Source organism: Mannheimia haemolytica (assembly GCF_004342115.1).
Lineage (GTDB): Bacteria > Pseudomonadota > Gammaproteobacteria > Enterobacterales > Pasteurellaceae > Mannheimia > Mannheimia haemolytica.
The window spans coordinates 64256-87549 of record NZ_SMAC01000011.1 but is presented as its reverse complement, the minus strand read 5'-3'; the positions used below and the strand labels follow the sequence as shown (position 1 = coordinate 87549).

At 41.6% G+C, this 23294-nt stretch carries 16 protein-coding genes; 7 read left to right on the top strand and 9 right to left on the bottom strand.

The features are described 5' to 3' along the window. Nucleotides 1–424 precede the first annotated feature (424 nt). The gene (locus tag EDC41_RS05600; protein WP_006248936.1) at nt 425–730 is read right to left on the bottom strand and encodes a hypothetical protein; all 306 of its coding nucleotides are present in this window, start codon (nt 728–730) and stop codon (nt 425–427) included. A 374-nt stretch (nt 731–1104) separates the two neighbouring features. Between EDC41_RS05600 and asd the strand changes: the two genes are divergently transcribed. Both asd and EDC41_RS05590 read left to right on the top strand, forming a co-directional pair. Next, nucleotides 1105–2220 (top strand): aspartate-semialdehyde dehydrogenase, encoded by a 1116-nt coding sequence (gene asd / locus EDC41_RS05595; RefSeq protein ID WP_006251308.1) that lies wholly within the window; start codon nt 1105–1107, stop codon nt 2218–2220. A 109-nt stretch (nt 2221–2329) separates the two neighbouring features. Continuing rightward, the gene (locus tag EDC41_RS05590) at nt 2330–3256 is read left to right on the top strand and encodes a LysR family transcriptional regulator (protein WP_006248934.1); all 927 of its coding nucleotides are present in this window, start codon (nt 2330–2332) and stop codon (nt 3254–3256) included. 66 nt (nt 3257–3322) lie between these two features. Here EDC41_RS05590 and pntB read toward each other — a convergent pair whose 3' ends face one another. Beyond that, entirely contained in the window at nt 3323–4768 is a 1446-nt protein-coding gene (gene pntB, locus EDC41_RS05585) for a Re/Si-specific NAD(P)(+) transhydrogenase subunit beta (RefSeq protein ID WP_006251309.1), read from the bottom strand. A gap of 14 nt (nt 4769–4782) precedes the next feature. Beyond that, on the bottom strand, nt 4783–6321 hold the full coding sequence (gene pntA / locus EDC41_RS05580; protein WP_006251310.1) for a Re/Si-specific NAD(P)(+) transhydrogenase subunit alpha: 1539 nt from the start codon (nt 6319–6321) through the stop codon (nt 4783–4785). 179 nt (nt 6322–6500) lie between these two features. Between pntA and trmJ the strand changes: the two genes are divergently transcribed. Next, nucleotides 6501–7217, top strand: coding sequence for a tRNA (cytosine(32)/uridine(32)-2'-O)-methyltransferase TrmJ (gene trmJ, locus EDC41_RS05575; protein WP_006251311.1), 717 nt, complete (start codon nt 6501–6503; stop codon nt 7215–7217). Nucleotides 7218–7303: 86 nt separating this feature from the next. Here the strand turns inward: trmJ and EDC41_RS05570 are convergent, their stop codons facing one another. From EDC41_RS05570 to glgB, 5 genes are all read right to left on the bottom strand, one after another. Further along, nucleotides 7304–9805 carry a glycogen/starch/alpha-glucan phosphorylase gene (locus tag EDC41_RS05570; RefSeq protein WP_020831318.1) on the bottom strand — a complete coding sequence of 834 codons (2502 nt, stop codon included), beginning with the start codon at nt 9803–9805 and terminating at the stop codon, nt 7304–7306. A gap of 94 nt (nt 9806–9899) precedes the next feature. Then, nucleotides 9900–11336, bottom strand: a complete 1437-nt coding sequence (glgA, locus tag EDC41_RS05565; RefSeq protein ID WP_032844852.1) for a glycogen synthase GlgA — start codon at nt 11334–11336, stop codon at nt 9900–9902. A gap of 122 nt (nt 11337–11458) precedes the next feature. Continuing rightward, entirely contained in the window at nt 11459–12772 is a 1314-nt protein-coding gene (gene glgC / locus EDC41_RS05560; RefSeq protein WP_006251314.1) for a glucose-1-phosphate adenylyltransferase, read from the bottom strand. Next, a complete protein-coding gene (gene glgX / locus EDC41_RS05555; RefSeq protein WP_020831317.1) occupies nt 12765–14774 on the bottom strand; it encodes a glycogen debranching protein GlgX in 2010 nt (669 codons plus the stop codon). Before glgX ends, glgC begins: the two co-directional genes overlap by 8 nt. 18 nt (nt 14775–14792) lie before the next feature. Next, the gene (gene glgB, locus EDC41_RS05550) at nt 14793–17015 is read right to left on the bottom strand and encodes a 1,4-alpha-glucan branching protein GlgB (protein ID WP_020831315.1); all 2223 of its coding nucleotides are present in this window, start codon (nt 17013–17015) and stop codon (nt 14793–14795) included. Nucleotides 17016–17302: 287 nt separating this feature from the next. On the opposite strand from glgB, the gene fruB reads away from it, so the two are divergent. From fruB to EDC41_RS05530, 4 genes are all read left to right on the top strand, one after another. Then, entirely contained in the window at nt 17303–18781 is a 1479-nt protein-coding gene (gene fruB, locus EDC41_RS05545) for a fused PTS fructose transporter subunit IIA/HPr protein (RefSeq protein ID WP_115262441.1), read from the top strand. Nucleotides 18782–18794: 13 nt separating this feature from the next. After that, nucleotides 18795–19739, top strand: a complete 945-nt coding sequence (gene fruK, locus EDC41_RS05540) for a 1-phosphofructokinase (protein WP_006251318.1) — start codon at nt 18795–18797, stop codon at nt 19737–19739. A 25-nt stretch (nt 19740–19764) separates the two neighbouring features. Further along, nucleotides 19765–21429, top strand: coding sequence for a fructose-specific PTS transporter subunit EIIC (locus EDC41_RS05535; RefSeq protein ID WP_006251319.1), 1665 nt, complete (start codon nt 19765–19767; stop codon nt 21427–21429). 190 nt (nt 21430–21619) lie between these two features. Next, entirely contained in the window at nt 21620–22114 is a 495-nt protein-coding gene (locus tag EDC41_RS05530; protein ID WP_020831312.1) for a hypothetical protein, read from the top strand. Between the two features lie 152 nt (nt 22115–22266). On the opposite strand, the gene rarD is transcribed toward EDC41_RS05530, so the two are convergent. Next, complete coding sequence (rarD, locus tag EDC41_RS05525; RefSeq protein WP_006251322.1) at nt 22267–23130, bottom strand: EamA family transporter RarD; 864 nt, start codon at nt 23128–23130, stop codon at nt 22267–22269. Nucleotides 23131–23294 lie beyond the last annotated feature (164 nt).

Here is a 23294-nt window from a genome sequence, read left to right as displayed (position 1 = left end):
ATAGCTCGAAATATCTGTTTATAAAATAACCTAATTAATAAGGCACTTTGGATTTTAGTTATATCCTGAAAAATCAAATTATAAAGAAACCTTATTTATCAATACTTAAAGCTATTAAATTCAGATCTCTCCCAGGCACCAAATTAAAATTCTATAGTATTATAGATATAGTAAAAAAGCCTTGAAAATAAATATTTCAAGGCTTTTATTATTTCATAAAAATAAACATAAATAAATGTAGTGGTAAAATCAAAATTTTAAAAATATTGTATAAATAATATATTATACTTCTTTCTAAATTACTATGTTGACGTAATTTATCTTTGATTTCTTTTAAACTACCCTCACCAGGGTGTTTGCTATTTTTAAAATGGTTTCTGTTTTACAATATACACATAAATACGATCACAACATAAAGTTAATATTATTTATTAACTTTAATTAGGCATTGATAAACCTTACTTCCTTTTGATAATAAAGGCGTACCAACAATTAATGTTAATTTATGTACCCCTTCTGGCAAGTATCTAAACTGAATACGATTTCGCTTTACAGCGCCAGCATCACGCTCACCATTTTCTTGTTCTAACTCCCATACTGCTTGAATTTTCGCTGTCTTATCTGATAAAAACAGCGGGATATAGATAGGCAAGTTAATGTCAAAATTAACTTGCTCAGGAATAATTTTACGCGATGTTTTTCTCGATAATAATTTGTTTAACTTAGACATAGAATGTTCCTTTGTAAAATGTAAAATAAACTCATTCATTACTGTAAAGCTTAAAATAAAAGTATTAGAAATAATAGTTAAAAACCTCCCATTTAACTAACCTAGATCAAACTTTAGGTAATTACATCTACTTCCTATCGATATATCGGCAAAATTTATTGATTAGACCACAATTGGAATGCATAAATTGTGAGCATTTCCCTATTTATAAGATTCTATTTATTTCCAAAAATACACCATAATCGATGTTTTATTTTAACAATAGCGGTTAAATTTTGTCAAAACTTTGCAAATCAATAAAAAACATTGATTTTTGCACTAAAATCCTGTATTTATTCACAATCTTTATAACATCATTTTTAGGAGCAAACACAATGCAAAATGTAGGTTTTATCGGTTGGCGTGGTATGGTCGGTTCGGTCTTAATGGATCGTATGGTTGAAGAAAATAACTTCGCCAATATCAACCCTGTTTTTTTCACTACTTCACAAGCGGGTCAAAAAGCCCCTGTTTTTGGCGGAAAAGATGCCGGCGAATTAAAAAACGCCTTTGACATTGAAGAATTAAAAAAATTAGACATTATCGTAACTTGCCAAGGTGGTGATTATACAAATGAAGTCTATCCAAAATTAAAAGAAACCGGTTGGAACGGCTATTGGATTGATGCGGCTTCTGCATTACGTATGAAAGACGATGCTATTATCGTATTAGACCCGGTGAACCAACATGTGATTTCAGAAGGCTTAAAAAACGGCATTAAAACATTTGTAGGCGGAAACTGTACCGTAAGCCTAATGCTAATGGCTATCGGTGGTTTATTTGAGAAAGATTTGGTCGAGTGGGTTTCTGTAGCAACTTACCAAGCCGCTTCCGGTGCCGGTGCGAAAAATATGCGTGAATTGCTTTCTCAAATGGGTGAATTAGAAGATAGCGTAAAAGCTGAATTAGCAAATCCTGCCTCTTCTATTTTAGAGATTGAACGTAAAGTTACGGCTAAAATGCGTGCGGAAGACTTCCCAACCGAGAACTTCGGTGCGGCATTGGGCGGTAGCTTAATTCCTTGGATTGATAAATTATTACCGGAAACCGGGCAAACTAAAGAAGAGTGGAAAGGTTATGCAGAAACTAATAAAATTTTAGGTTTAAGCGATAACCCAATTCCAGTTGATGGTTTATGCGTGCGTATTGGAGCATTACGCTGCCACAGCCAAGCATTCACAATTAAGCTGAAAAAAGATATTCCGTTAGCGGAAATCGAGCAAATTATTGCTGCCCACAATGAATGGGTGAAAGTAATTCCAAACGACAAAGAAACCACATTGCGTGAATTAACCCCGGCGAAAGTGACCGGTACATTGAGCGTGCCGGTTGGTCGCTTGCGTAAATTAGCGATGGGTGGAGAATACTTAGCTGCATTTACCGTAGGTGACCAATTATTATGGGGTGCAGCAGAGCCTGTTCGCCGCATTTTAGTTCAATTAACCCAATAATTCGCCACTGCTCTATACAAGCGGTTGGATTTTGCAAATTTTTTGCAGAATTTGACCGCTTGTTTGTTATAATTATTTTCATCTTTTTTCACTTTTAGATGAATAAATTATGAAACCGATTTTTCTTGAAATCCGCCATTTGCGGACATTAATCGCATTAAAAGAGAGCGGTAGCGTATCTCTTGCAGCAAAGCGTGTCCATTTAACACAATCCGCACTTTCACACCAAATAAAATTACTGGAAGAACAGTATGATCTTACGCTATTTGAGCGAAAAAGCTCCCCTATTCGCTTTACACCAGCTGGCGAACGTTTAATTAAGTTGGCCTACGATATTTTGCCCAAAGTCATTGAGGCTGAATTAGATTTAGCCCGAGTGAAACAAGGAGAAGTCGGAGAGGTACGTGTTGCAGTAGAATGCCATACCTGTTTTGATTGGCTAATGCCGGCAATGGATACTTTCCGTCAACATTGGCCTCTAGTTGAATTAGATATCGTATCGGGTTTCCATACTGATACGGTTGGTTTGCTATTAAGCCATCGTGCAGATCTGGCAATTGTCGCTGAAGAGGAAGATAGTGCTGGTATTATATACAAACCTCTCTTTTCATATGAAATGGTAGCTATTTGCTCTAAAGATCACCCTCTTGCCACAAAAGATGTATGGGAAGCTGAAGATTTTAAAGATGAGACATTAATTACCTATCCAGTACCTGATGATATGCTAGATTTACTGCGAAAAATATTAGGCCCTGCTGGCATCAAAGTTACTCGGCGTAATAGTGAGTTAACTATTGCTATTATTCAGCTAGTAGCAAGTCGGCGAGGCATTGCTGCACTACCTTATTGGGCGGTTAAACCATATTTAGATAGGGGGTATGTGGTGGCAAGAAAAATAACTCAGCAAGGACTATATAGCACCCTTTATGGCGCTATTCGAGAAGCCGATGCTACCCTAGCCTACTTAGATGATTTCCATGATACCGTAAAATCGCAGAGTTTTGCGACTCTTCCCGGATTGATGGTATTAGAGTAAAAAATTAACAATTTATGTTAGCCTAAGCACAAAAAAGCGAACTTATGTTCGCTTTTTTATTTAAATTTAATTTAACGCCCGTAAAATATCATCAACACGTTCTTTTGCATCACCAAATAGCATTTGGGTATTTTCTTTAAAGAACAGTGGGTTTTGCACACCGGCGTAGCCTACTGCCATTGAACGTTTGAACACGATAACATTTTGTGCTTTCCATACTTCAAGCACCGGCATTCCAGCAATAGGGCTTGATGGGTCGTCTAATGCAGCAGGGTTTACGGTATCGTTTGCACCGATTACCAATACCACATCGGTTTCTTCAAAATCGTCATTGATTTCGTCCATCTCCAGCACTACATCATAAGGTACTTTCGCTTCCGCCAATAATACGTTCATATGCCCCGGTAAACGCCCTGCCACAGGGTGAATACCAAAACGCACATTCACGCCTTTTTCACGCAATTTTGCGGTGATTTCCGCTACCGGATATTGTGCTTGAGCCACTGCCATACCATAACCCGGCGTGATGATCACAGAGCTTGCATTTTTCAGCATTTCTGCCACTTCTTCGGCTGTCGTTTCACGGTATTCACCGTATTCTTCATCACCTTTGCCAGACTGAACTTCATTGCCAAAACCACCGGCAATCACGCTAATGAATGAGCGGTTCATTGCTTTACACATAATATAAGAAAGGATAGCACCTGATGATCCCACTAATGCACCGGTTACGATTAATAAATCGTTGCTTAGCATAAAGCCTGCCGCTGCGGCTGCCCAACCTGAATAAGAATTCAGCATTGAAACTACCACCGGCATATCCGCCCCACCAATAGAAGAAACTAAGTGCCAGCCGAAGACTAACGCAATAATTGTCATAATCAGCACAGGGAAGATATTGTGCGGATTATTTAAAAACACGATCATCAAAAAAACAGAAACGATAATGGCTGCCAAATTCCATTTGTGTTTATGTGGAATATTCAGTGCTGCAGAAGAGACTTTACGACCAAATAATTTACCGCTTAGTTTACCAAAGGCAACCAATGAACCGGAGAAGGTTACCGCACCAATGAAAATACCTAAGAACACTTCCACATTGTGGATATTGGCAAGAGTGGCTTGTTCCGCTAAAAATGCCGCTTGTGCAGTTTCATCTAAATTTGCAGGCATTAATGCATTGGTATGAAGTCCGTAGCTGTTAAAACCAACCAATACCGCTGCTAAACCGACAAAGCTGTGTAGAATTGCCACTAATTCAGGCATTTCGGTCATTTCTACTTTTAGGGCTTTTTTCACTCCGATGAATCCACCGATTGCCATTGCGATTAAGATCCAAATCGTGCCATGTGATTGCGGGCCGAAAATGGTTGCCACTAAAGCAATCGCCATACCCACAATCCCATACCAACAACCTGCTTTGGCGGTTTCGTGTTTAGAAAGACCGGCTAAGCTCATAATAAAGAGAATAGCTGCAATAATGTACGCAGCAGTCACAAATCCAAAAGACATAGTTTCGTTTCTCCTTAACCTTTTCTAAACATTGCAAGCATACGTTGCGTTACTTTAAAGCCACCAAAAATATTGATGCTGGCAACCAAAATCGCAATAAATGCCAAAATATCAATAAAGAAATTACCGGTCGGTTGGGCAATTTGTAATACCGCACCTACGATGATAATCCCTGAAATCGCATTTGTTACCGCCATTAATGGGGTATGTAGTGCGTGGCTGACGTTCCAAACCACATAATACCCTACCACACAAGCGAGAACGAATACGGTAAAATGCGATAAAAACGCTGCCGGAGCCACAGATGCAAGCCATAGGAACAGCACGCCTGCTGCTGCCATCACGCCATATTTCACTCGAGGGTCTGCAGGTTTTTCCTCTTTTTTGACCGCTTGTGGTGCGGCTGCTTGTTTTTGCGGTTGGGCAGATACTTGAATCGGCGGAGCCGGCCAAGTTAATTCGCCGTCACGCACCACCGTTACGCCACGCAACACTACATCATCAAAATTAATCTCAATTTGACCATCTTTATTTGGTGCTAACAGTTTGAGTAAATTCACCAAGTTAGTACCATAAAGTTGCGAAGATTGCGTTGGTAAACGTGCAGGAAAATCGGTATAGCCAATCACTTTCACTTGATTATCGGTCACCACAATCTCGCCGGCTTTGGTGTATTCACAGTTACCACCGGTTGCAGCGGCTAAATCAACAATCACTGAACCCGGTTTCATTGAATCAACCATCTCTTTAGTGATTAAACGAGGAGCAGGTTTGCCCGGAATGGCAGCGGTGGTAATAATAATATCCACCTCTTTGGCTTGCTCGGCATATAACGCCATTGCACGACGGTTAAACTCTTCCGACATCACTTTCGCATAGCCGTCACCTGAACCACCTTCTTCTTCAAAATCAATTTCGAGGAAATCAGCCCCCATTGATTTAACTTGCTCTTTTACTTCAGGGCGAGAGTCAAAGGCACGCACAATCGCCCCCAGGCTATTTGCCGCCCCGATTGCAGCCAAGCCAGCAACACCGGCTCCAATTACCAACACTTTTGCCGGTGGTACTTTACCTGCTGCGGTAATTTGCCCAGTAAAGAAGCTACCAAAAGCGTTTGCCGCTTCGATCACCGCACGGTAACCCGAAATATTTGCCATCGAACTTAAAGCATCGAGAGCTTGGGCACGGGAAATACGAGGCACAGCGTCCATTGCCAACACATTAATTTTCTTAGACTGCAATTTTTCCATCAATTGTGGATTTTGTGCCGGCCAAATAAAGCTGACTAAGGTTACCCCTTCTTTGATTAACTCAATTTCAGCTTCTGTCGGCGCATTCACTTTAAAAATAATGTCTGCATTCCAAACTTCTTGTTGTGTGCCGATATTTGCACCTGCATTTAAAAATGCATTATCTTCAAAACTGGCTTTAAAACCTGCGTCTTGTTCCACAAGTACGTCAAAGCCAAGTTTTTTGATCTGCTCAACGGTTTTTGGCGTTGCCGCCACTCGAGTTTCACCGTCTAACAGCTCTCTTGGTACACCAATAAGCATAAAGACTCCTGTATGGTTGTTGTGATTAAAAACGCTCTAAATGTACCACTAAATAAAACAAATAGGTAAAAAATTATGCCCAATTAAACCGATTATTTCCCATTTTTTCAAATTTTAAGCAGGCTAAATTTTTGCTACACTATTAACAGGCTAAATTTAACAAAAAAGAAACAAAACCAATGCAGATTCTCAACCAAATTCAGATCATTCTTGTTGAAACTTCACTCCCGGCAAATATCGGTTCCGCAGCCCGAGCAATGAAAACGATGGGCTTAACCCATTTGCGATTAGTCGCCCCAAAACAACCGCTTGATGAACAAGCCGAAGCCCTTGCTGCTGGGGCAAAAGATGTGTTGGATAACGCTCAATGCTACGCCACTTTCGATGAAGCCATTGCCGATTGCCAACTGGTGATCGGCACCAGTGCCAGACTTCGCCATTTGCAAAATACCCTGATTGAACCAAGAGACTGTGGTGAATTAGTGGTAAATCGAGCCAATCTTGGCAAAGTGGCGATTGTATTTGGACGTGAGCGAGTGGGGCTAACCAACGAAGAATTATTGAAATGCCAGTACCATTTGAATTTCCCAACCAATCCTGATTATGGTTCTCTGAATTTGGCAATGGCAGTACAGCTCGCAAGTTATGAAATCCGAATGGCTTATTTGCAAAATTCTGGCGAAAAACAACCGCTTGCAGCAGATAAGGATTACCCAACCGCTCAAGCGTTAGAGCATTTCTTTGCTCACACCGAACGCTTATATACCGAATTAGGCTTTATCCGCAATGATTCAGTGATGCTAAAACTCCGCCGTTTATACCAACGTGCCGAACTGGAAACTAATGAGCTGAATTTACTGAGGGGAATGCTCACGGCGGTGGAGAAGGCAAATTGACAAGCGGTTAATTTTTAGTAGAAATTTGCAAAATCCCTGACTAAAACAAAAACGGTAAGATTACTCTTACCGTTTTCTCTAAATCATTATTTTAAATTCAACAGTTTATTTGAACTTTCAATAATACTGCCCATTGTAGAATCGCCTTTTAATTGTTCTTCGCTCATCGGTTCGATATGCCAAATATTTTTCGCATAATCCATCACCGAGCGGTCTGAGGAGAAATAGCCCATATTGGCAATATTGATGATGGCTGAACGTGTCCAAGCTTTCTTGTTACGATAGGCTTGAGCCACTTTTTCTTGAGCCTCCACATAGCTACGATAATCGGCACAGGCTTGGTAGTAGTCACCTGAATTTAAGATCAAATCTTGATAGCGATACGGATCTTCCGGTGAGAATTTACCGTTTAGAATTTGTGAAATTGCCTCATTCAATTCGCTGTCTTTTTCGTAGTAGTGATACGGTGAGTAACCGTTGCGGCGAAGCTCTTCCACCTGCTCTACTTCATTACCGAAAATAAAGATGTTCTCTTTACCAACGTGATCTAAAATTTCGACATTCGCACCGTCTAATGTACCAATGGTTAAAGCACCATTGAGGGCAAATTTCATATTAGAGGTTCCGGAGGCCTCTGTACCCGCTAAGGAAATTTGCTCTGAAACATCAGCTGCCGGAATAATCATTTGTGCTAATGAAACACCGTAGTTCGGAATAAACACCACCTTAATTAAATCATTAATGCGAGGGTCATTATTCACCACATTTGCCACATCATTAATCAAACGAATCACTTTTTTCGCCGCATAATAAGCACTTGCCGCTTTCCCTGCGAAGATAAACACACGAGGTGTCCAATCAGCAGTCGGGTTTTTCAAGATGCGGTTATAAAGCGTGATGATATGCAACACGTTCATTTGCTGGCGTTTATACTTGTGAATACGCTTAACTTGTACATCAAAAATCGCTTCAGGATTAAGTTTAATTCCCTGAGTTTCTTCGACATATTTGGCTAAGCGACGTTTGTTTTCTACTTTCACCGCTGCCACCTGTGCTTGCACATCAGCATCATCAACAAACACGTTGAATTTTTCCAATTCACTTAAATCAGTCAGCCACTTATTGCCGATACATTTATCTAAAATATTAGCAAGCCCTGGGTTGGCAATTTTGATCCAGCGGCGAGGTGTCACCCCATTAGTCACATTAGTAAAACGATTTGGGTAAATACGGGCAAAATCGGCAAAAATAGATTCAACCATTAAATCCGAGTGAATTTTCGCCACACCATTTACTTTCGCTGAGGCGACTACCGCAAGCCACGCCATACGCACACGGCGATCGCCTTGTTCATCAATTAAGGAAACACGAGAAATCAAATCGTGATCTTCCGGGAATTGACTACGCACTTCCTCTAAGAAATATTCGTTAATGTCGAAAATAATCTCTAAATGGCGTGGTAGCACACGGGCTAACATTTCTACCGGCCAAGTTTCTAACGCTTCACTCATCAAAGTGTGATTGGTGTAGAAGAAAATTTTACGAGTCATCGCCCACGCTTGTTCCCAGCCATAGCCTTTTTCGTCAATTAAAATACGCATTAACTCAGGCACCGCAAGGGTTGGGTGTGTGTCATTTAAGTGAATTGCCACTTTGTCGGCTAAATTCACACAAGAGCCGAACTCCGCTTCGTGGCGGCGGATAATATCTTGTACAGATGCCGAGCAAAGGAAATACTCTTGGCGTAAGCGTAATTCACGACCGTTATAGGTAGAATCGTCCGGATAAAGCACACGAGAGACATTTTCCGAGCTGTTTTGTTTAACCATTGCTGCAAAATAATCGCCACGGTTAAAATCAGATAAGCCAAACCCTCTACCCGATGCGTGTGCAGACCATAAACATAAGCTGTTAGTTGAGGTGGTCTCAAAGCCCGGGATCAGTTGGTCGTGAGCTTGAGCGGTAATTTCTTCTTCCGGCTGCCATACTACTTTTTTGCCCTCACGCCAAGTTTTACCGCCAAAGCGTACCGGGAAACGCTTACTTGAACGTAGATATGGCCACACAAATTCATTCTCTAACCATTCATCAGGTTGCTCAATTTGCTCCCCGTTGCGGATTTCTTGGCGGAACATACCGTATTCATATTGAATACCGTAGCCGATTGCCGGAATTTTCATTGTGGCAAGGCTGTCCATATAGCAGGCGGCTAAACGCCCTAAGCCACCGTTACCTAAGCCCGGATCGCCCTCTTCATTGATAATCTCTTCCAGATCTTGCCCTAACTCTTTTAACGCAGCGCCAATAAGCTCATACACACCTTCAGAAATCATTGCGTTACTGAACGTACGCCCCATTAAAAATTCCATTGAAAGGTAATAAACACGGCGGCTACCATTTGCAACCTGGCTACGGCGGGTTTGTAACCAATCTTCGGTAGATAAATCACGCACTACACGTAAGGTTGCATTGAGCCAGTTACGCTTACTGGCATCACGGGGTTCGACCCCTAAAGCGAACACCATTTTGTGCAAAATCGCATTTTTAACATTTTTGATCATTTCTGGGCTTAATGACTGCCTGCTCATTGAGTAAATTCTCCTAATTTTTAATATTGCAAGCGGTCGTTTTTACAAAAAAATCCGCAAATTCGACCGCTTGAAATGATGTTGTGAATACAAATTAAATAATTTCGTGGTATAAATTTTGGTACTGTTCTGCCACTTTTGCCCAACCAAAATCTTGAGCAAGGGCATTCTGGCGAACGCTCGACCACAATTTTTGTTTCTGCCATAAGCTGATTGCCCGCATAGCTGCCTCTAAAAACGCAGGTGCATCTGGGTAATCAAATACAAATCCGGTGGCACTGCGGTTTTCAATGCTCTCTTTATGGCTATCTACCACCGTATCAGCTAAGCCACCGGTACGGCGAACCAGCGGTAAAGTGCCATATTTCAGCCCATAAAGTTGAGTTAATCCGCACGGCTCAAAACGGCTTGGTACTAGAATCAGATCACCACCTGCAATAATTTGGTGCGATAAAGCCTCGTCATAACCGATTTTCACCCCAATTTGGTTCGGGTATTTGTGTTGGAAATAACGTAGCGCATTTTCTAAATCTGGCGATCCACTTCCCAATACAATAATCTGTACCTTATGTTGCATTAAGGTATCTATATTGGTGAGTAAGAAATCTGCCCCCTTCTGCTCAGTTAAACGAGTCACCATTACCATCAATAATGCTTCTTTGTCTTCTGGCAAACCAAAAATTCGTTGGAGTTCCGCTTTATTTTTGGCTTTACCGTGCATATAGTTCGCACGATAATTCACCACAATATGTGTATCCGTTTCCGGATTCCACACCTCAGCATCGACCCCGTTTAAAATGCCACGCAATCTACCTTGATATTGACGGGTTGCCAGTAAACCATGCAAGCCTGCACCGGCAATTTCCTCAGTAATTTCACGAGCATAGGTCGGGCTAACGGTAGTAATGCGATCAGCAAAATACAAACCTGCTTTGAGGTAAGAAATTTCACCGTAAAATTCTAAGCCTTCGGCGTGGAAAAATTCCCAAGGTAAGCCAAGCTCTGCTAAATGAAAGGCATTAAAGCGCCCGATATAGGCAATATTATGAATAGTGAAGAGCGTTTTTACATTGCTTCCCCAACTTTTAAGATAGGCACAAGCAAGCCCTGCTTGCCAATCGTGTGCGTGTAAAACTTGAGCGGTTCCCCACCAATGATCCAAACCTTGGGCTAATTGCGCCCCAATGTAACCTAATAAAGCAAAGCGTTTATAGTTATCCGGATAGTCTTGATAATTGCTGTCGTGATAAGGGTTACCATCACGCATAAATAAATGAGGCGCATCGATAACGTAAACGCCTAAGCCATTAAAATAAGCAAATCGAACAGAGACTGTTCCGGCAAAAGTGCCGATAGTAGCAACTTCTACCGTTTCCCCTAAAGTTTGCGCGACTTTCGGGTAATAAGGAATTAACACTCTGACATCATTACCAGCTTGCTGTTGCGCAAATGGCAATGCCCCCATTACATCAGCTAAACCGCCTGTTTTAATTAAAGGGTACATTTCAGAGCAAATATGTAAAACTTTCATTTTTAACCGTTTTCTATGTGTAAAATAGTTGAAAAATAAGACCGCTTGAAGCGCTTTAATCATAACAATACTTCGAGCTTGCGACCTCAAATGACAAACTCGAAGCATTATATCATCTCTTACTAAATTGTATATTTAATATCCGAATTGGCTTCTTTTCCCGCTAATTTATCTAACATTGACTGTGTCACTAATACAATGCCATTTTTGCTGACACGAAAACGTTTCGCATCTTCTTCGGCATTTACACCAATTTCTAAGCCATCAGGAATTACACAATGTCTGTCAATCACAGCGCGCTTAATTACGCAATTTTTACCGATAGTCACCTGCGGTAAAATCACTGTGTGTTCAATCACCGACTCCGCTTCAACGTGAACACGGTTAAATAAGACCGAATTACTGATTTCCGCATCGGTAATCACACAACCACCCGCAATCAGTGAGTTATCTAGGGTTCTGGCACGCGCACGATTATAGAAAAAACGTGCCGGTGCAGTTTGTTGCGGACGACCGTGAATCGGCCAAGATTCATCATATAAATCTAATTCCGGATCTTCAGAAACTAAATCCATATGGGCAGCCCAGTAGCTGTCAATCGTACCGACATCTCGCCAGTAAATTGCCCCACTGGCATTACGCCCTTTACAAGAACGTTCAAATGGGTGGGCATATAGCACACCTTGCTCTACTGCTTTTGGAATAATATCTTTACCGAAATCATGTGAGGTTCCCGGTGTAGAGGCTTCTTTTTCCAGCATTTCATATAGATAATCTGCATTAAATACATAAATCCCCATTGATGCTAGCGAGGAATCCGGTTTTCCCGGCATTGCAGGTGGATCAGCTGGTTTTTCGACGAACTCTTTCACTTTCAGCTTTTCATTCACCGCCATTACCCCAAACTCTGTTGCTTGCGAGCGAGGCACTTCGATACAACCTACAGTACATTTTGCACCTTGATCGACGTGATCTTTCAGCATTTGAGTGTAGTCCATTTTATAGATATGATCCCCTGCTAAAATCACCACATATTTTGATCTATAGTGCGATTTCATCATCGCCATATTTTGATACACCGCATCCGCTGTGCCACGATACCAAGTGTTTTCATCTAGCTGTTGGCGTGCCGGTAACATATCAATATATTGGTTACGTTCATAAGGTAAAAATGACCAACCACGTTGTAAATGGCGCAACAAAGAGTGTGCTGCATATTGGGTAATCACCCCGATTTTTAATAAATTCGAGTTAATACAATTTGATAACGCAAAATCAATAATACGGCGGCTACCACCGAAATAGACTGCCGGTTTTGCACGTTTATCGGTTAATTCGTATAGGCGAGAACCTCGTCCTCCTGCAAGAATTAATACTAAGGTATCGTTGGTTAAATCTTGTCTTGCAACAAGAGCCGTTGATTCTTGGTTAAGCATATTGTGTCTCCAATTTATTAGCGAACATTACATCACTTTTTTGAAGTACGCATACCCCCATATTATTGAGCGTAACCGCTTGCGTGTCTGTCATCAAAGTACCTTGAGCTTGCTCCAACACAACTTTCCAGTTGCCTTGTGGCAGTAAAAACGGTTGAGGTTGTCGATTAGCATTGAATAAAAGCAGCCATTCTTCCTGTAATAAAACGACAAGCCCATTATGTTGATTATGCCAATCGTCAATATTCATTAGCTGAGCAGAAGGATTCAACCATTGTACCGAATCCTCTTGCCACCAATTATTCTGCTTGGAAAGCAAAGCGATTTTTTTACGCAACCGGATTAAACTACGAACATAATCCAGCCGTGTGTGATTCATATTTTCCCAATCTAGCCAAGTGATCTCATTATCTTGGCAATAACTATTGTTGTTACCTTGTTGACTATGTCCGATTTCATCACCGGCTAAAAGCATTGGAACACCAGCCGATAAAAAGAGCGTAGCAAGCAAACTACAAGCGGTGATTTCTCTCTGTTTTTTTACCAATTCATCTGCTGTCTGCCCTTCAACACCGTGGTTATTGCTGTAGTTACTATTATGCCCGTCTCGGTTTTGTTCACCATTTGCCCAATTATGTTTTTGCTGATAGCTGGTGAGATCTTGTAACGTAAACCCATCGTGTGCCGTAATAAAATTGATACTTTTTGAAACGGAATATTTAGCAAACACATCATCACTTCCTGCCAATCGCCGTGCCAAAAGCCCCCAATCACCTTGGTTTTGTAACCAAAAACGGCGTATATCATCACGATAACAATCATTCCACTGATAAAAAGGCTCAGGGAATTGCCCTAATTGATAACCTTCTGCACCAATATCCCAAGGCTCAGCAATCAACTTAATATGTGTTAATTTAGAATGGCTTTTAAGTGCTGTGAAAAAATCTGCTTTTTCAGAAAAACTCGGTGTTCTACCTAGAATTGAGGCAAGATCAAAGCGGAATCCATCAATATGGCACTCCTCCACCCAATAGATTAAGCAATCGATTGCCCAGCAGAGTATATAAGGATTGCTCAAATTTAAGGTATTACCACAGCCAGTCCAATTTTCGTATTCGCCCTGTTTATCTAGCCAATAAGCTGTATTGTCAATGCCTCTAAAACTTAGCATCGGCCCGTTTTTATCACTCTCAGCTGTGTGGTTAAACACAATATCCATAATCACTTCGATATGTGCTTGATGTAATGTTTTTACGAGCTGTTTAAACTCTTTAAGAGGATTTTGCTTATCTGCTGCTAAATTCGGATCAATAGCAAAATTACCTAATACATTATAGCCCCAATAATTCACAAGCCCTTGTTTCTGCAAATGGGTTTCATCAATATGGTAAACGGGTAGAAGTTCTACTGCGGTGATTCCTAAGGTTTTTAAATAGTCTATCGAAACAGGGTGAACCAAACCGGCAAAAGTGCCTCGAATGTCGCTTGGAATCTGAAAGTTCCGCTGACTAAAACCTTTCACCTGCATTTCATAAATAATAGTCTCTGCCCAAGGAGTGAATAACTGGCTATCATTTTCCCAATCAAAATGCTCATCAATCACGATAGACTTAGGTGCAAGAGAGGCATTATCCCGTTCATCGTTCCATTTATACCAAGCGGCTGCCTCTGCACTACTTAAATCCGGCTTCCCTTCAATCGCTTTAGCGTAAGGATCAGTCAATAATTTTTGCGGATTAAATAACAAACCGGCTTGTTCATCTTGTATGCCTTTCACCCTGTAGCCATATTTTGTCCCTGCTTGTACACCTGCTACAAAAATGTGCCAAGTATCTCCGGAAGAAAACATCGGAATACGGGTTTCGTGGTGATTTTCATCAAAAAGACATAACTCAATAGCGGTTGCATTTTGCGAAACAATGGCAAAATTTGTGCCAAATTCACCCGCTTGTCTATCAAGTTTATTGCCTAAAGGAAAAGGCTTACCTCTAAAATAGTGCATATTATTTTTTATGTTTCTTTAAGTTATGTTTTGTGTTGTTTTTTTGTCTGCGGCTCTTTTGAGGAAGATAGTCGATAGCGGTGGCAAAGTAATGCTCAAGGAGTAGGCTTTACCGTGCGATGCAATTAACTCGCTGGCAAATCGGTTTGCATTGCTGACATTACTACCGCAATAACAAGCTAAATCAGAATTGAGAATTTCCTGATATTCTGCCAATTCATTCACCCCAAAACGGTAATTTTCACGCACAATCGGGGTGAAATTACTCACCACAATCACCGAATCGCCATTTTTGGCTTTACGCTCAAAAGCAAACACCGAATTATCGTGATCGTCCATCACTAACCACTCAAAACCTTCAGGATTGTAATCTTGCTCAAACAGTGCAGGGGTTTGGGTGTATAAATAGTTAAGGGCTTTTACCCAACCCAATACGCCCTTATGCCATTCGCCCCCTTCTTCCCCGAGTAAATACCAATCTAAGCTCTCGGCAAAATTCCACTCTTTACCTTGAGCAAACTCGTTGCCCATAAAGAGCAATTTTTTGCCCGGATAGCCCCACATATAGCCATAATAGGCTCGTAAGTTCGCAAATTTTTGCCAGCAATCCCCCGGCATTTTATTCAGCAATGAACCTTTGCCGTGAACAACTTCATCGTGTGAAAGCGGTAACACAAACTGTTCGCTGTATTGGTAAGTCATACCAAAAGTCATTAAATTGTGGTGATAACGGCGGTAAATTGGATCTTTTTGCATATAGCGTAAAGTGTCGTTCATCCAGCCCATATTCCATTTATAATTAAAGCCCAAACCGCCTCTTTCAGTGGAGTGAGACACGCCGGCAAAAGAGGTGGACTCCTCTGCAATGCTCGCACCGCCTTGGCTTTCGTCTCTCAAAATATTATTGGTGTGGCGTAAGAAGTCGATTGCCTCTAAGTTCTCACGTCCGCCATATTTATTTGGAATCCACTCGCCGTCTGAACGTGAGTAATCACGATAAATCATTGACGCCACCGCATCCACCCGCAACGCATCAATCCCAAAACGCTCAATCCAATAAAGTGCATTACCAGACAAATAATTGCTCACCTCATTTCTGCCGTAGTTAAAAATTAAGGTATTCCAATCTTTGTGGTAGCCCTCTTTCGGATCGGAATGTTCGTATAAATGCGTTCCATCAAAATAAACCAAGCCGTGTTCATCTACCGGAAAATGCCCCACTACCCAGTCAAGAATCACACCAATGCCTTTATCGTGAGCTTTTTGGATAAAGTAACTCAAGCCCTCAGGCGTACCAAAACGGCTGGTTGGCGAATAAATGCCGGTGGTTTGATAACCCCAAGAGCCATCAAACGGAAATTCGGAAATAGGCAGCAATTCAATATGGGTAAAGCCCATATCTTTCACATAAGGAATGAGTTCATCAGCGAGTTCTTCATAGCTAAGCCAATAATTGTTTTCAATATTGCGTCGCCAAGAGCCTAAATGCACTTCATAAATGGAAATCGGTTTATCGGGAGCATTCGCATTACGGCAGGTTTTCTCGGCTGGCACAATGCTTGGCAAGCCGGAAACAATAGATGCGGTTTCGGGGCGGAATTGGGAGGCAAAGGCGTAAGGGTCAGATTTCAAACGCAACACGCCGTTTCGATCCAACACTTCAAATTTATAGCAAGCCCCTTTTTTCACATTCGGCAGGAAAATATCCCAAATGCCGGAATCGGGGTGGAATCGCATTGAATGCACCAAACCGTTCCAGTGGTTGAAATCCCCAACCACAGAAACCCTCTGTGCATTTGGTGCCCATACGCTAAAATGCACACCACCAACCTCATTTTGCGTGACTAAATGTGCCCCCAATTTTTCGTACGGGCGAAGTTGTTTTCCCTCGGCAAACAGCCAGTTATCCAGCTCTTGAATGTGGGTTTTAAAACGGTAAGGGTCTTCAATATCTACTGTTAAATCGGGGTATTCCACCAACAAGCGGTAAGAAAAATCTGTTTTTTTACCAATCAGCTCTGCAATAAAAAAGCCTCTATCATCAATTTTTAGCATTGATGACACAGGCTTTCCGTTTAAATCGATCACTTGGCAAGCTATAGCAGAAGGAAGAAATACCCTAATAATAACGCCGTTATTGCTAGGGTGAATACCTAGGTAGGAGAAAGGATCATTACAAGAACCCGAAGAAAGTCGCTCAACAAAAAAAGCATCTTTTTCAGAATAAGTATAGTCTTGCATCGGCACTCCTTGCTTAAAGCGTTTAATACTTAAATTTCAATAGTTCTCACTCTATCACTAAATAGAAATAAAAGAAGTGGATTTACGCCATTTTTTGAGCTAAATCACAAAATAAAATCGTTTTAATCTTTAGTTTAAATCATCAAACCTTAAATTTTGTGACATAGATCACATTTTGAAACATTTTTATGGATATTTTTAGTTGGCTATAACGGTTTAGCAAAATATAGAGTAAACTAACCATAACATTACAGTTTAAAAATCAACTTTAAATCCAAGGAGTTAAAATGCTTAATTTATCGGCAAAAAACATCCGTTTAAATGGTTCAGCAAGCAACAAAGAAGAAGTTATCCGTTTTGTTGCCGCCGAATTAGTCGCCAAGGGCAATGTAGCAGCCGGCTATGAAGTCGGTATGCTTAATCGTGAAACCCAAACCTCTACTTTTTTAGGTAACGGAATTGCTATTCCCCACGGCACGCTTGATACCCGTGATTTAGTCAAAGAAACCGGCGTGCAAATTATCCAACTTCCGCAAGGCGTGGAATGGGGCAAAGGCAACACTGCTTATGTAGTTATCGGGATTGCGGCTAAATCGGACGAACACTTAACCTTACTCCGTCAACTCACCACTGTATTAAGTGATGAAGAGGCTGCTGCCACATTAGCGAAAACGCAAAATTTAGATGAATTTATTGCCGTATTAAGCGGTAAGAAAAACCTTCCTGCCTTATCTCAAGAGCTGATTTCTCTGAATATCGAATCTTCAAGCCTTATCACTTTATCAGCCATTAACGCCGCAAAACTACAAGAGCAAGGCTATGTTTCCCAAGCATTCATCAGCGATGTGGTTGCCAACAAAGCGTTACATTTAGGCAATAATCTATTTGTGGTGGATTCCGCCCAAGGCAACCAAGCTAACGGTATCGCTATTGCTCGTAATACGCAAGGTCAAACCCTACTAACTGTGGCAGAAACCGACAATGCTCTACAGCCACTATTAACTCAATTATTAAAACCAGAAGTAAGAAGCCAGTTTGCTCATTTCTCTGCGGAGCAAATGCTTGGTTTATTAAAAGGCGAAAGCGTAGCTTCAACCCCTGTAACCAATGTCGAAGCGAGTGGCAACCAAGTGGTTAGCACATTCACCATTCGTAACGACAACGGCTTACACGCCCGCCCGGCTGCGGTGTTAGTACAAACGGTGAAACCGTTCTCCTCAAAAATCAGCGTTGAAAATTTAGACCGCAACACTGCACCGGCAAGTGCGAAAAGTGCAATGAAAGTAGTAGCACTAGGGGCAAGCCAAGGGCATCGTTTACGCTTTGTGGCAGAGGGAGAAGACGCCCAACAAGCGATTGAGGCATTACAACAAGCAATTATTAACGGCTTAGGCGAAAGTGTTTCATTCGTACCGGCGGTGGCAGATACGATTGAAAGCATTGCTGTTTCAGCAATTCCTGCGGAAGAAACTGCGACTGCTGTCGATGCCAATACGAAAGAAGCAACTTTTGTAATTAAAAACGAACACGGTTTACACGCTCGCCCAAGTGCGGTGTTGGTGAATGAAGTGAAAAAATTCAACGCCAAAATTGAAGTGCAAAATGTTGATAAAAATTCACCGCTTGTAAGTGCCAAAAGCTTAATGAAAATTGTTGCCCTTGGCGTAACCAAAGGCACGACGCTACGCTTTGTGGCAAGCGGTGATGATGCCGAAGTAGCACTTGCGGCAATCGGTGCTGCGATTGAAGCAGGTTTAGGCGAATAAGCGAGGAATCATTATGCGTATTGCAACCGTTACCCTCAACCCTGCCTTTGATTTAGTCGGCAAACTTCAACGTATTGAAATCGGCGAAGTGAACACCGTAGAAACCCTTGGTTTATACCCTGCCGGCAAAGGTATTAACGTTGCTAAAGTTTTAGCTGACTTAGGCACAAAACTTTCGGTTACCGGCTTTTTAGGCGAAGAAAATCAAGGCGATTTCGTAAATGCCTTTAAACACAATGATTTGGCTGATGAATTTTACCGTATTAACGGTAAAACCCGCATTAATGTCAAAATCACTGAAACCGAGGCTGATGTAACTGATCTGAACTTTCTCGGCTTTGAAATTTCGGAAAGCGATTGGGAAAAATTCGTCACATTATCTCATCAGTGGGAAAGCAAATTTGACTTAGTTGCAGTGTGTGGATCTCTCCCTCGTGGCGTAACGCCGGAAAAATTTGCTTCTTGGTTGGAATCTTTACACCGCCAAGGCTTAAAAGTGGTGTTAGATACCAGCAATGCGGCTCTCACCGCCGGCTTAACCGCTCACCCTTGGTTAGTAAAACCAAACCGCCGAGAGCTGGAAGTGCTGGTCGGGCATTCACTCAACTCAATCGAAGAGATTATTAGTGCAGCTAAACAATTACGTTCCCGTGGTATTGAAAATGTAATTATATCAATGGGCGAACAAGGCTCTCTTTGGCTAAATCACGAAGGCGTGTTACAAGCCCGCCCACCACGTTGCGAAAATGTAGTTAGCACTGTAGGTGCTGGTGATTCAATGGTTGCCGGCTTGATCTACGGCTTATCCCAAGGTTGGAGCAAAGAGCAGACCTTGCGTTTTGCCTCAGCTACTTCTGCTCTAGCTGTTGTTCAAAGTAACGTTGGGATTGCAGACCGTGCGACGTTAGACGATATTATTAAACAAACCGACATTACCGTGATTTCAGAAAATCATTAAACCTCAATCAAAGGAACAAACCAATATGAATATTTCTTTTGTATTTCCTCAAACACTAGGCAACGCACGCCGTTTCTTAGTGAATGAAATGTTATCTGCCGCTGCCAAGCAACAAGGACACAATGTTGTGGCGGCAAACCAAGCTGATTTTGTGGTGTTATTCGATAACGCAATTCCACAAGAAGCTGCCGGCAAGCAAGGGGCAATTTTGGACTTAGAACAAGCCTTTGCTCAACCTGAAGCCAGTCTCAAACAAGCGGTCGAAAATGCACAAACTTTTGCAAATGCTACCGCAACCACTGCGGTTTCAGCGGTTTCATCTGGTGTGAAAAATATCGTTGCTGTTACCGCTTGCCCAACTGGCGTGGCTCATACTTTTATGTCTGCGGAAGCAATCGAAAATTATGCCAAAGCACAGGGTTGGAACATCAAGGTTGAAACCCGTGGTCAAGTAGGAGCAGGAAATCCAATTTCCGCCGAAGAAGTCGCAGCGGCAGATTTAGTCTTTGTAGCTGCCGATATTGATGTCGATTTGGAAAAATTCAAAGGCAAGCCGATGTATCGCACCTCAACCGGTTTAGCATTGAAGAAAACCACTCAAGAATTTGAAAAAGCCTTTGCTCAAGCGAAAATTTACGAAGGTGGTGTGGCAAAAGCGGATAATGCTGAAGTTCCAACTTCTGAGAAAAAAGGGTTATATAAACACTTGATGACCGGTGTATCACATATGTTACCGCTGGTGGTAGCAGGTGGCTTGCTCATCGCTATTTCCTTTATGTTCGGAATTGAAGCCTTTAAAGATGAAACCATCGCAGGCGGCTTGCCGAAAGCCTTAATGGATATTGGTGGCGGTGCGGCATTCCACTTAATGATTGCGGTATTCGCAGGCTATGTAGCGTTCTCAATTGCAGACCGTCCGGGGTTAGCTGTCGGCCTTATCGGCGGTATGCTTGCTACCACCGCAGGAGCAGGGATTTTAGGTGGTATCGTAGCCGGTTTCTTAGCCGGTTATACCGTAAAATTCTTAAATGGTGCAATTCAGCTACCGGCAAGTTTAACCTCACTTAAACCTATTTTGATTTTACCACTCTTAGGCTCAGCGATTGTCGGCTTACTGATGATTTATGTCATCAACCCACCGGTGAAAGCATTAATGGATGCCTTAGTGGAATGGTTAAACACAATGGGGCAAACCAATGCAATTATTTTAGGTATTATTCTCGGTGCGATGATGTGTACCGATATGGGTGGTCCGGTGAATAAAGCGGCTTATACCTTTGGTGTGGGTTTAATTGCTTCACAACAATATATGCCAATGGCAGCGGTGATGGCGGCAGGTATGGTTCCACCAATTGGTATGGCGATTGCGACCCTGATTGCTCGTAGCAAATTCAACACCAACCAACGTGATGCAGGTAAAGCTTCATTCGTGTTAGGTTTATGCTTTATTTCAGAAGGGGCATTACCGTTCGTGGCGGCAGACCCTGTGCGTGTAATTGCCAGCTCAATCTTAGGCGGTGCAACCGCCGGTGCAATTTCAATGGCACTAGGCATTACCCTACAAGCCCCACACGGCGGTTTATTCGTGATTCCATTCGTTTCACAACCGTTAATGTACTTAGCTGCTATTGCCATCGGCTCATTAGTCACCGGCGTAGTCTATGCCGCTATCAAACAAAAAGCAGAATAAAGCACAAACACAAATACAAACAAAAACGGAGCGAAACGCTCCGTTTTTATATCATATTGGTACTTACTGAATTCTATTTCATCGAAATATCAAGTCTAAAATATTATTTTTGCGATCGAGATCGAAAAAATCATTTTCAGCACTTTACGAATAATATCAACTCGTTATGATTTTGCTACGAGGAGATACTATGCAGTTTATTGAATTTACCGATCCTGATAGTGGAATTTCTTATCAATACAGTGAATTTACTATTGCTAATGTCGCATTTATCATTAATTTCTGCTCAGATGCCGATGTTATATCGACTTTGTCCGCATTAGGCAAAGACATCACAAACTATATAAACACCTATTCCTGTTGCACAATCAAATTTATGGCGAAAGAGCATCTAGAAAATAGCGGTTCTAATATTGACATTTATGCCCCCGCAGCGAATCATCAGTTCAAACGTAAAGAAATAATTGCTTTACAAGAAACCCTTGAGCGTTTATTATTTGAGCATTATGTACGTTTTACACCAGAAAGCTATCTCTTCATTGCCGAGAGAGATTCACTTAACCGAATGTATCAGCATATGTGTGTGCCACGATGTGATTTTATGCAATCTTTCCAAGTGGTTTATCCCTTGGGCGTTAATCAAGATTGTTTCATTTTAATTACGCCAAAAGGAAATCTAAAATGAATCAACAACGTCCAGTTTCCGTTCGTTTAAAGCAAGAAGGCTTAATCGCTTTTAAGCAAGCCTATCAGCGAGCAAAAAAAGCAGGTCTATTGAAACCGGTCAAATAATCTTTAAACCGCTTGCTCTACAAGCGATTTATTTTTCCTTAATTATCACACCTTGCTACGAAAACTATCCCAACTCAATAATCCAATCGAAACCAGCAAACAGACCATCAAAATATAGGAATTGGCATCGAGTTTTTCGCCGATGGCAAAAGAAATCAGCAACATCACCAACGGTTCAACATAGCCCAGTAAACCTAATACATTAATCGGTAATAAATTGCTCGAGAGGATATAAAGAATAAAAGCACTGCCACTTACCAGCCCCAGCAATCCGAGGTAGAAATAAATTTGCGGATTTTCTGCCACTATTGGCGTCATTTCCACTTGGCTGAGATAATAAAGTGCAACGGGTAATACCAGTAACAACTCCACAAAAAAAGTAGCTAACGTGTTGATTTGAAAATAACGGCGAAGGGTAATATAAAGCGGATAACCCAACCCAGCTAACCAAGTCGCCCACGAAATCGTGCTGTTAAAAAACAAACTACTGCCAACACCGATGACTGCGAAAAGTAGAGAAAGCCATTTCAGGCGGGTAAAATGTTCTTTAAACACCATTTTTCCTAGAGCCACCGCCACAATCGGTAAAAGCAAGTAACCAAACGACACCTGCAACGCCTGCCCGTGATTAGGAGCCCATAAAAACAGCCAAAGCTGCACGCCGGTGTTGAGAGCAAGGAGCAAAATGACCAATACAAGCGGTGGATTTTGTCGAATTTTTTGCAAAAGATCCGCAAAAGCCGATTGCTGTTTAAACAATATAATCGCCAGCAAAATAAACGGAATGACTACCACTATCCGAAAGCCGAACATCGCTTCTCCTTCTAACGGGCGAAGTAATATCGCAAAATAGTAAACTGCTCCAAACAGCACATTGGCTGCAAGCGAAGCTAAAATTCCTCTGAGCATTTGGCTTTCCTCTTATCTACAATCAAACAACAAGCGGTCGACTTTGAACAAAAATTTACAAATCTTATCTACGCCCCATAGTATGAAAAAATTTGTAAGTACGCTAGCTATATCCGCTTTTTCCCGATACAATGCACCCAATTTTTCACTCTTTTATTTATAGG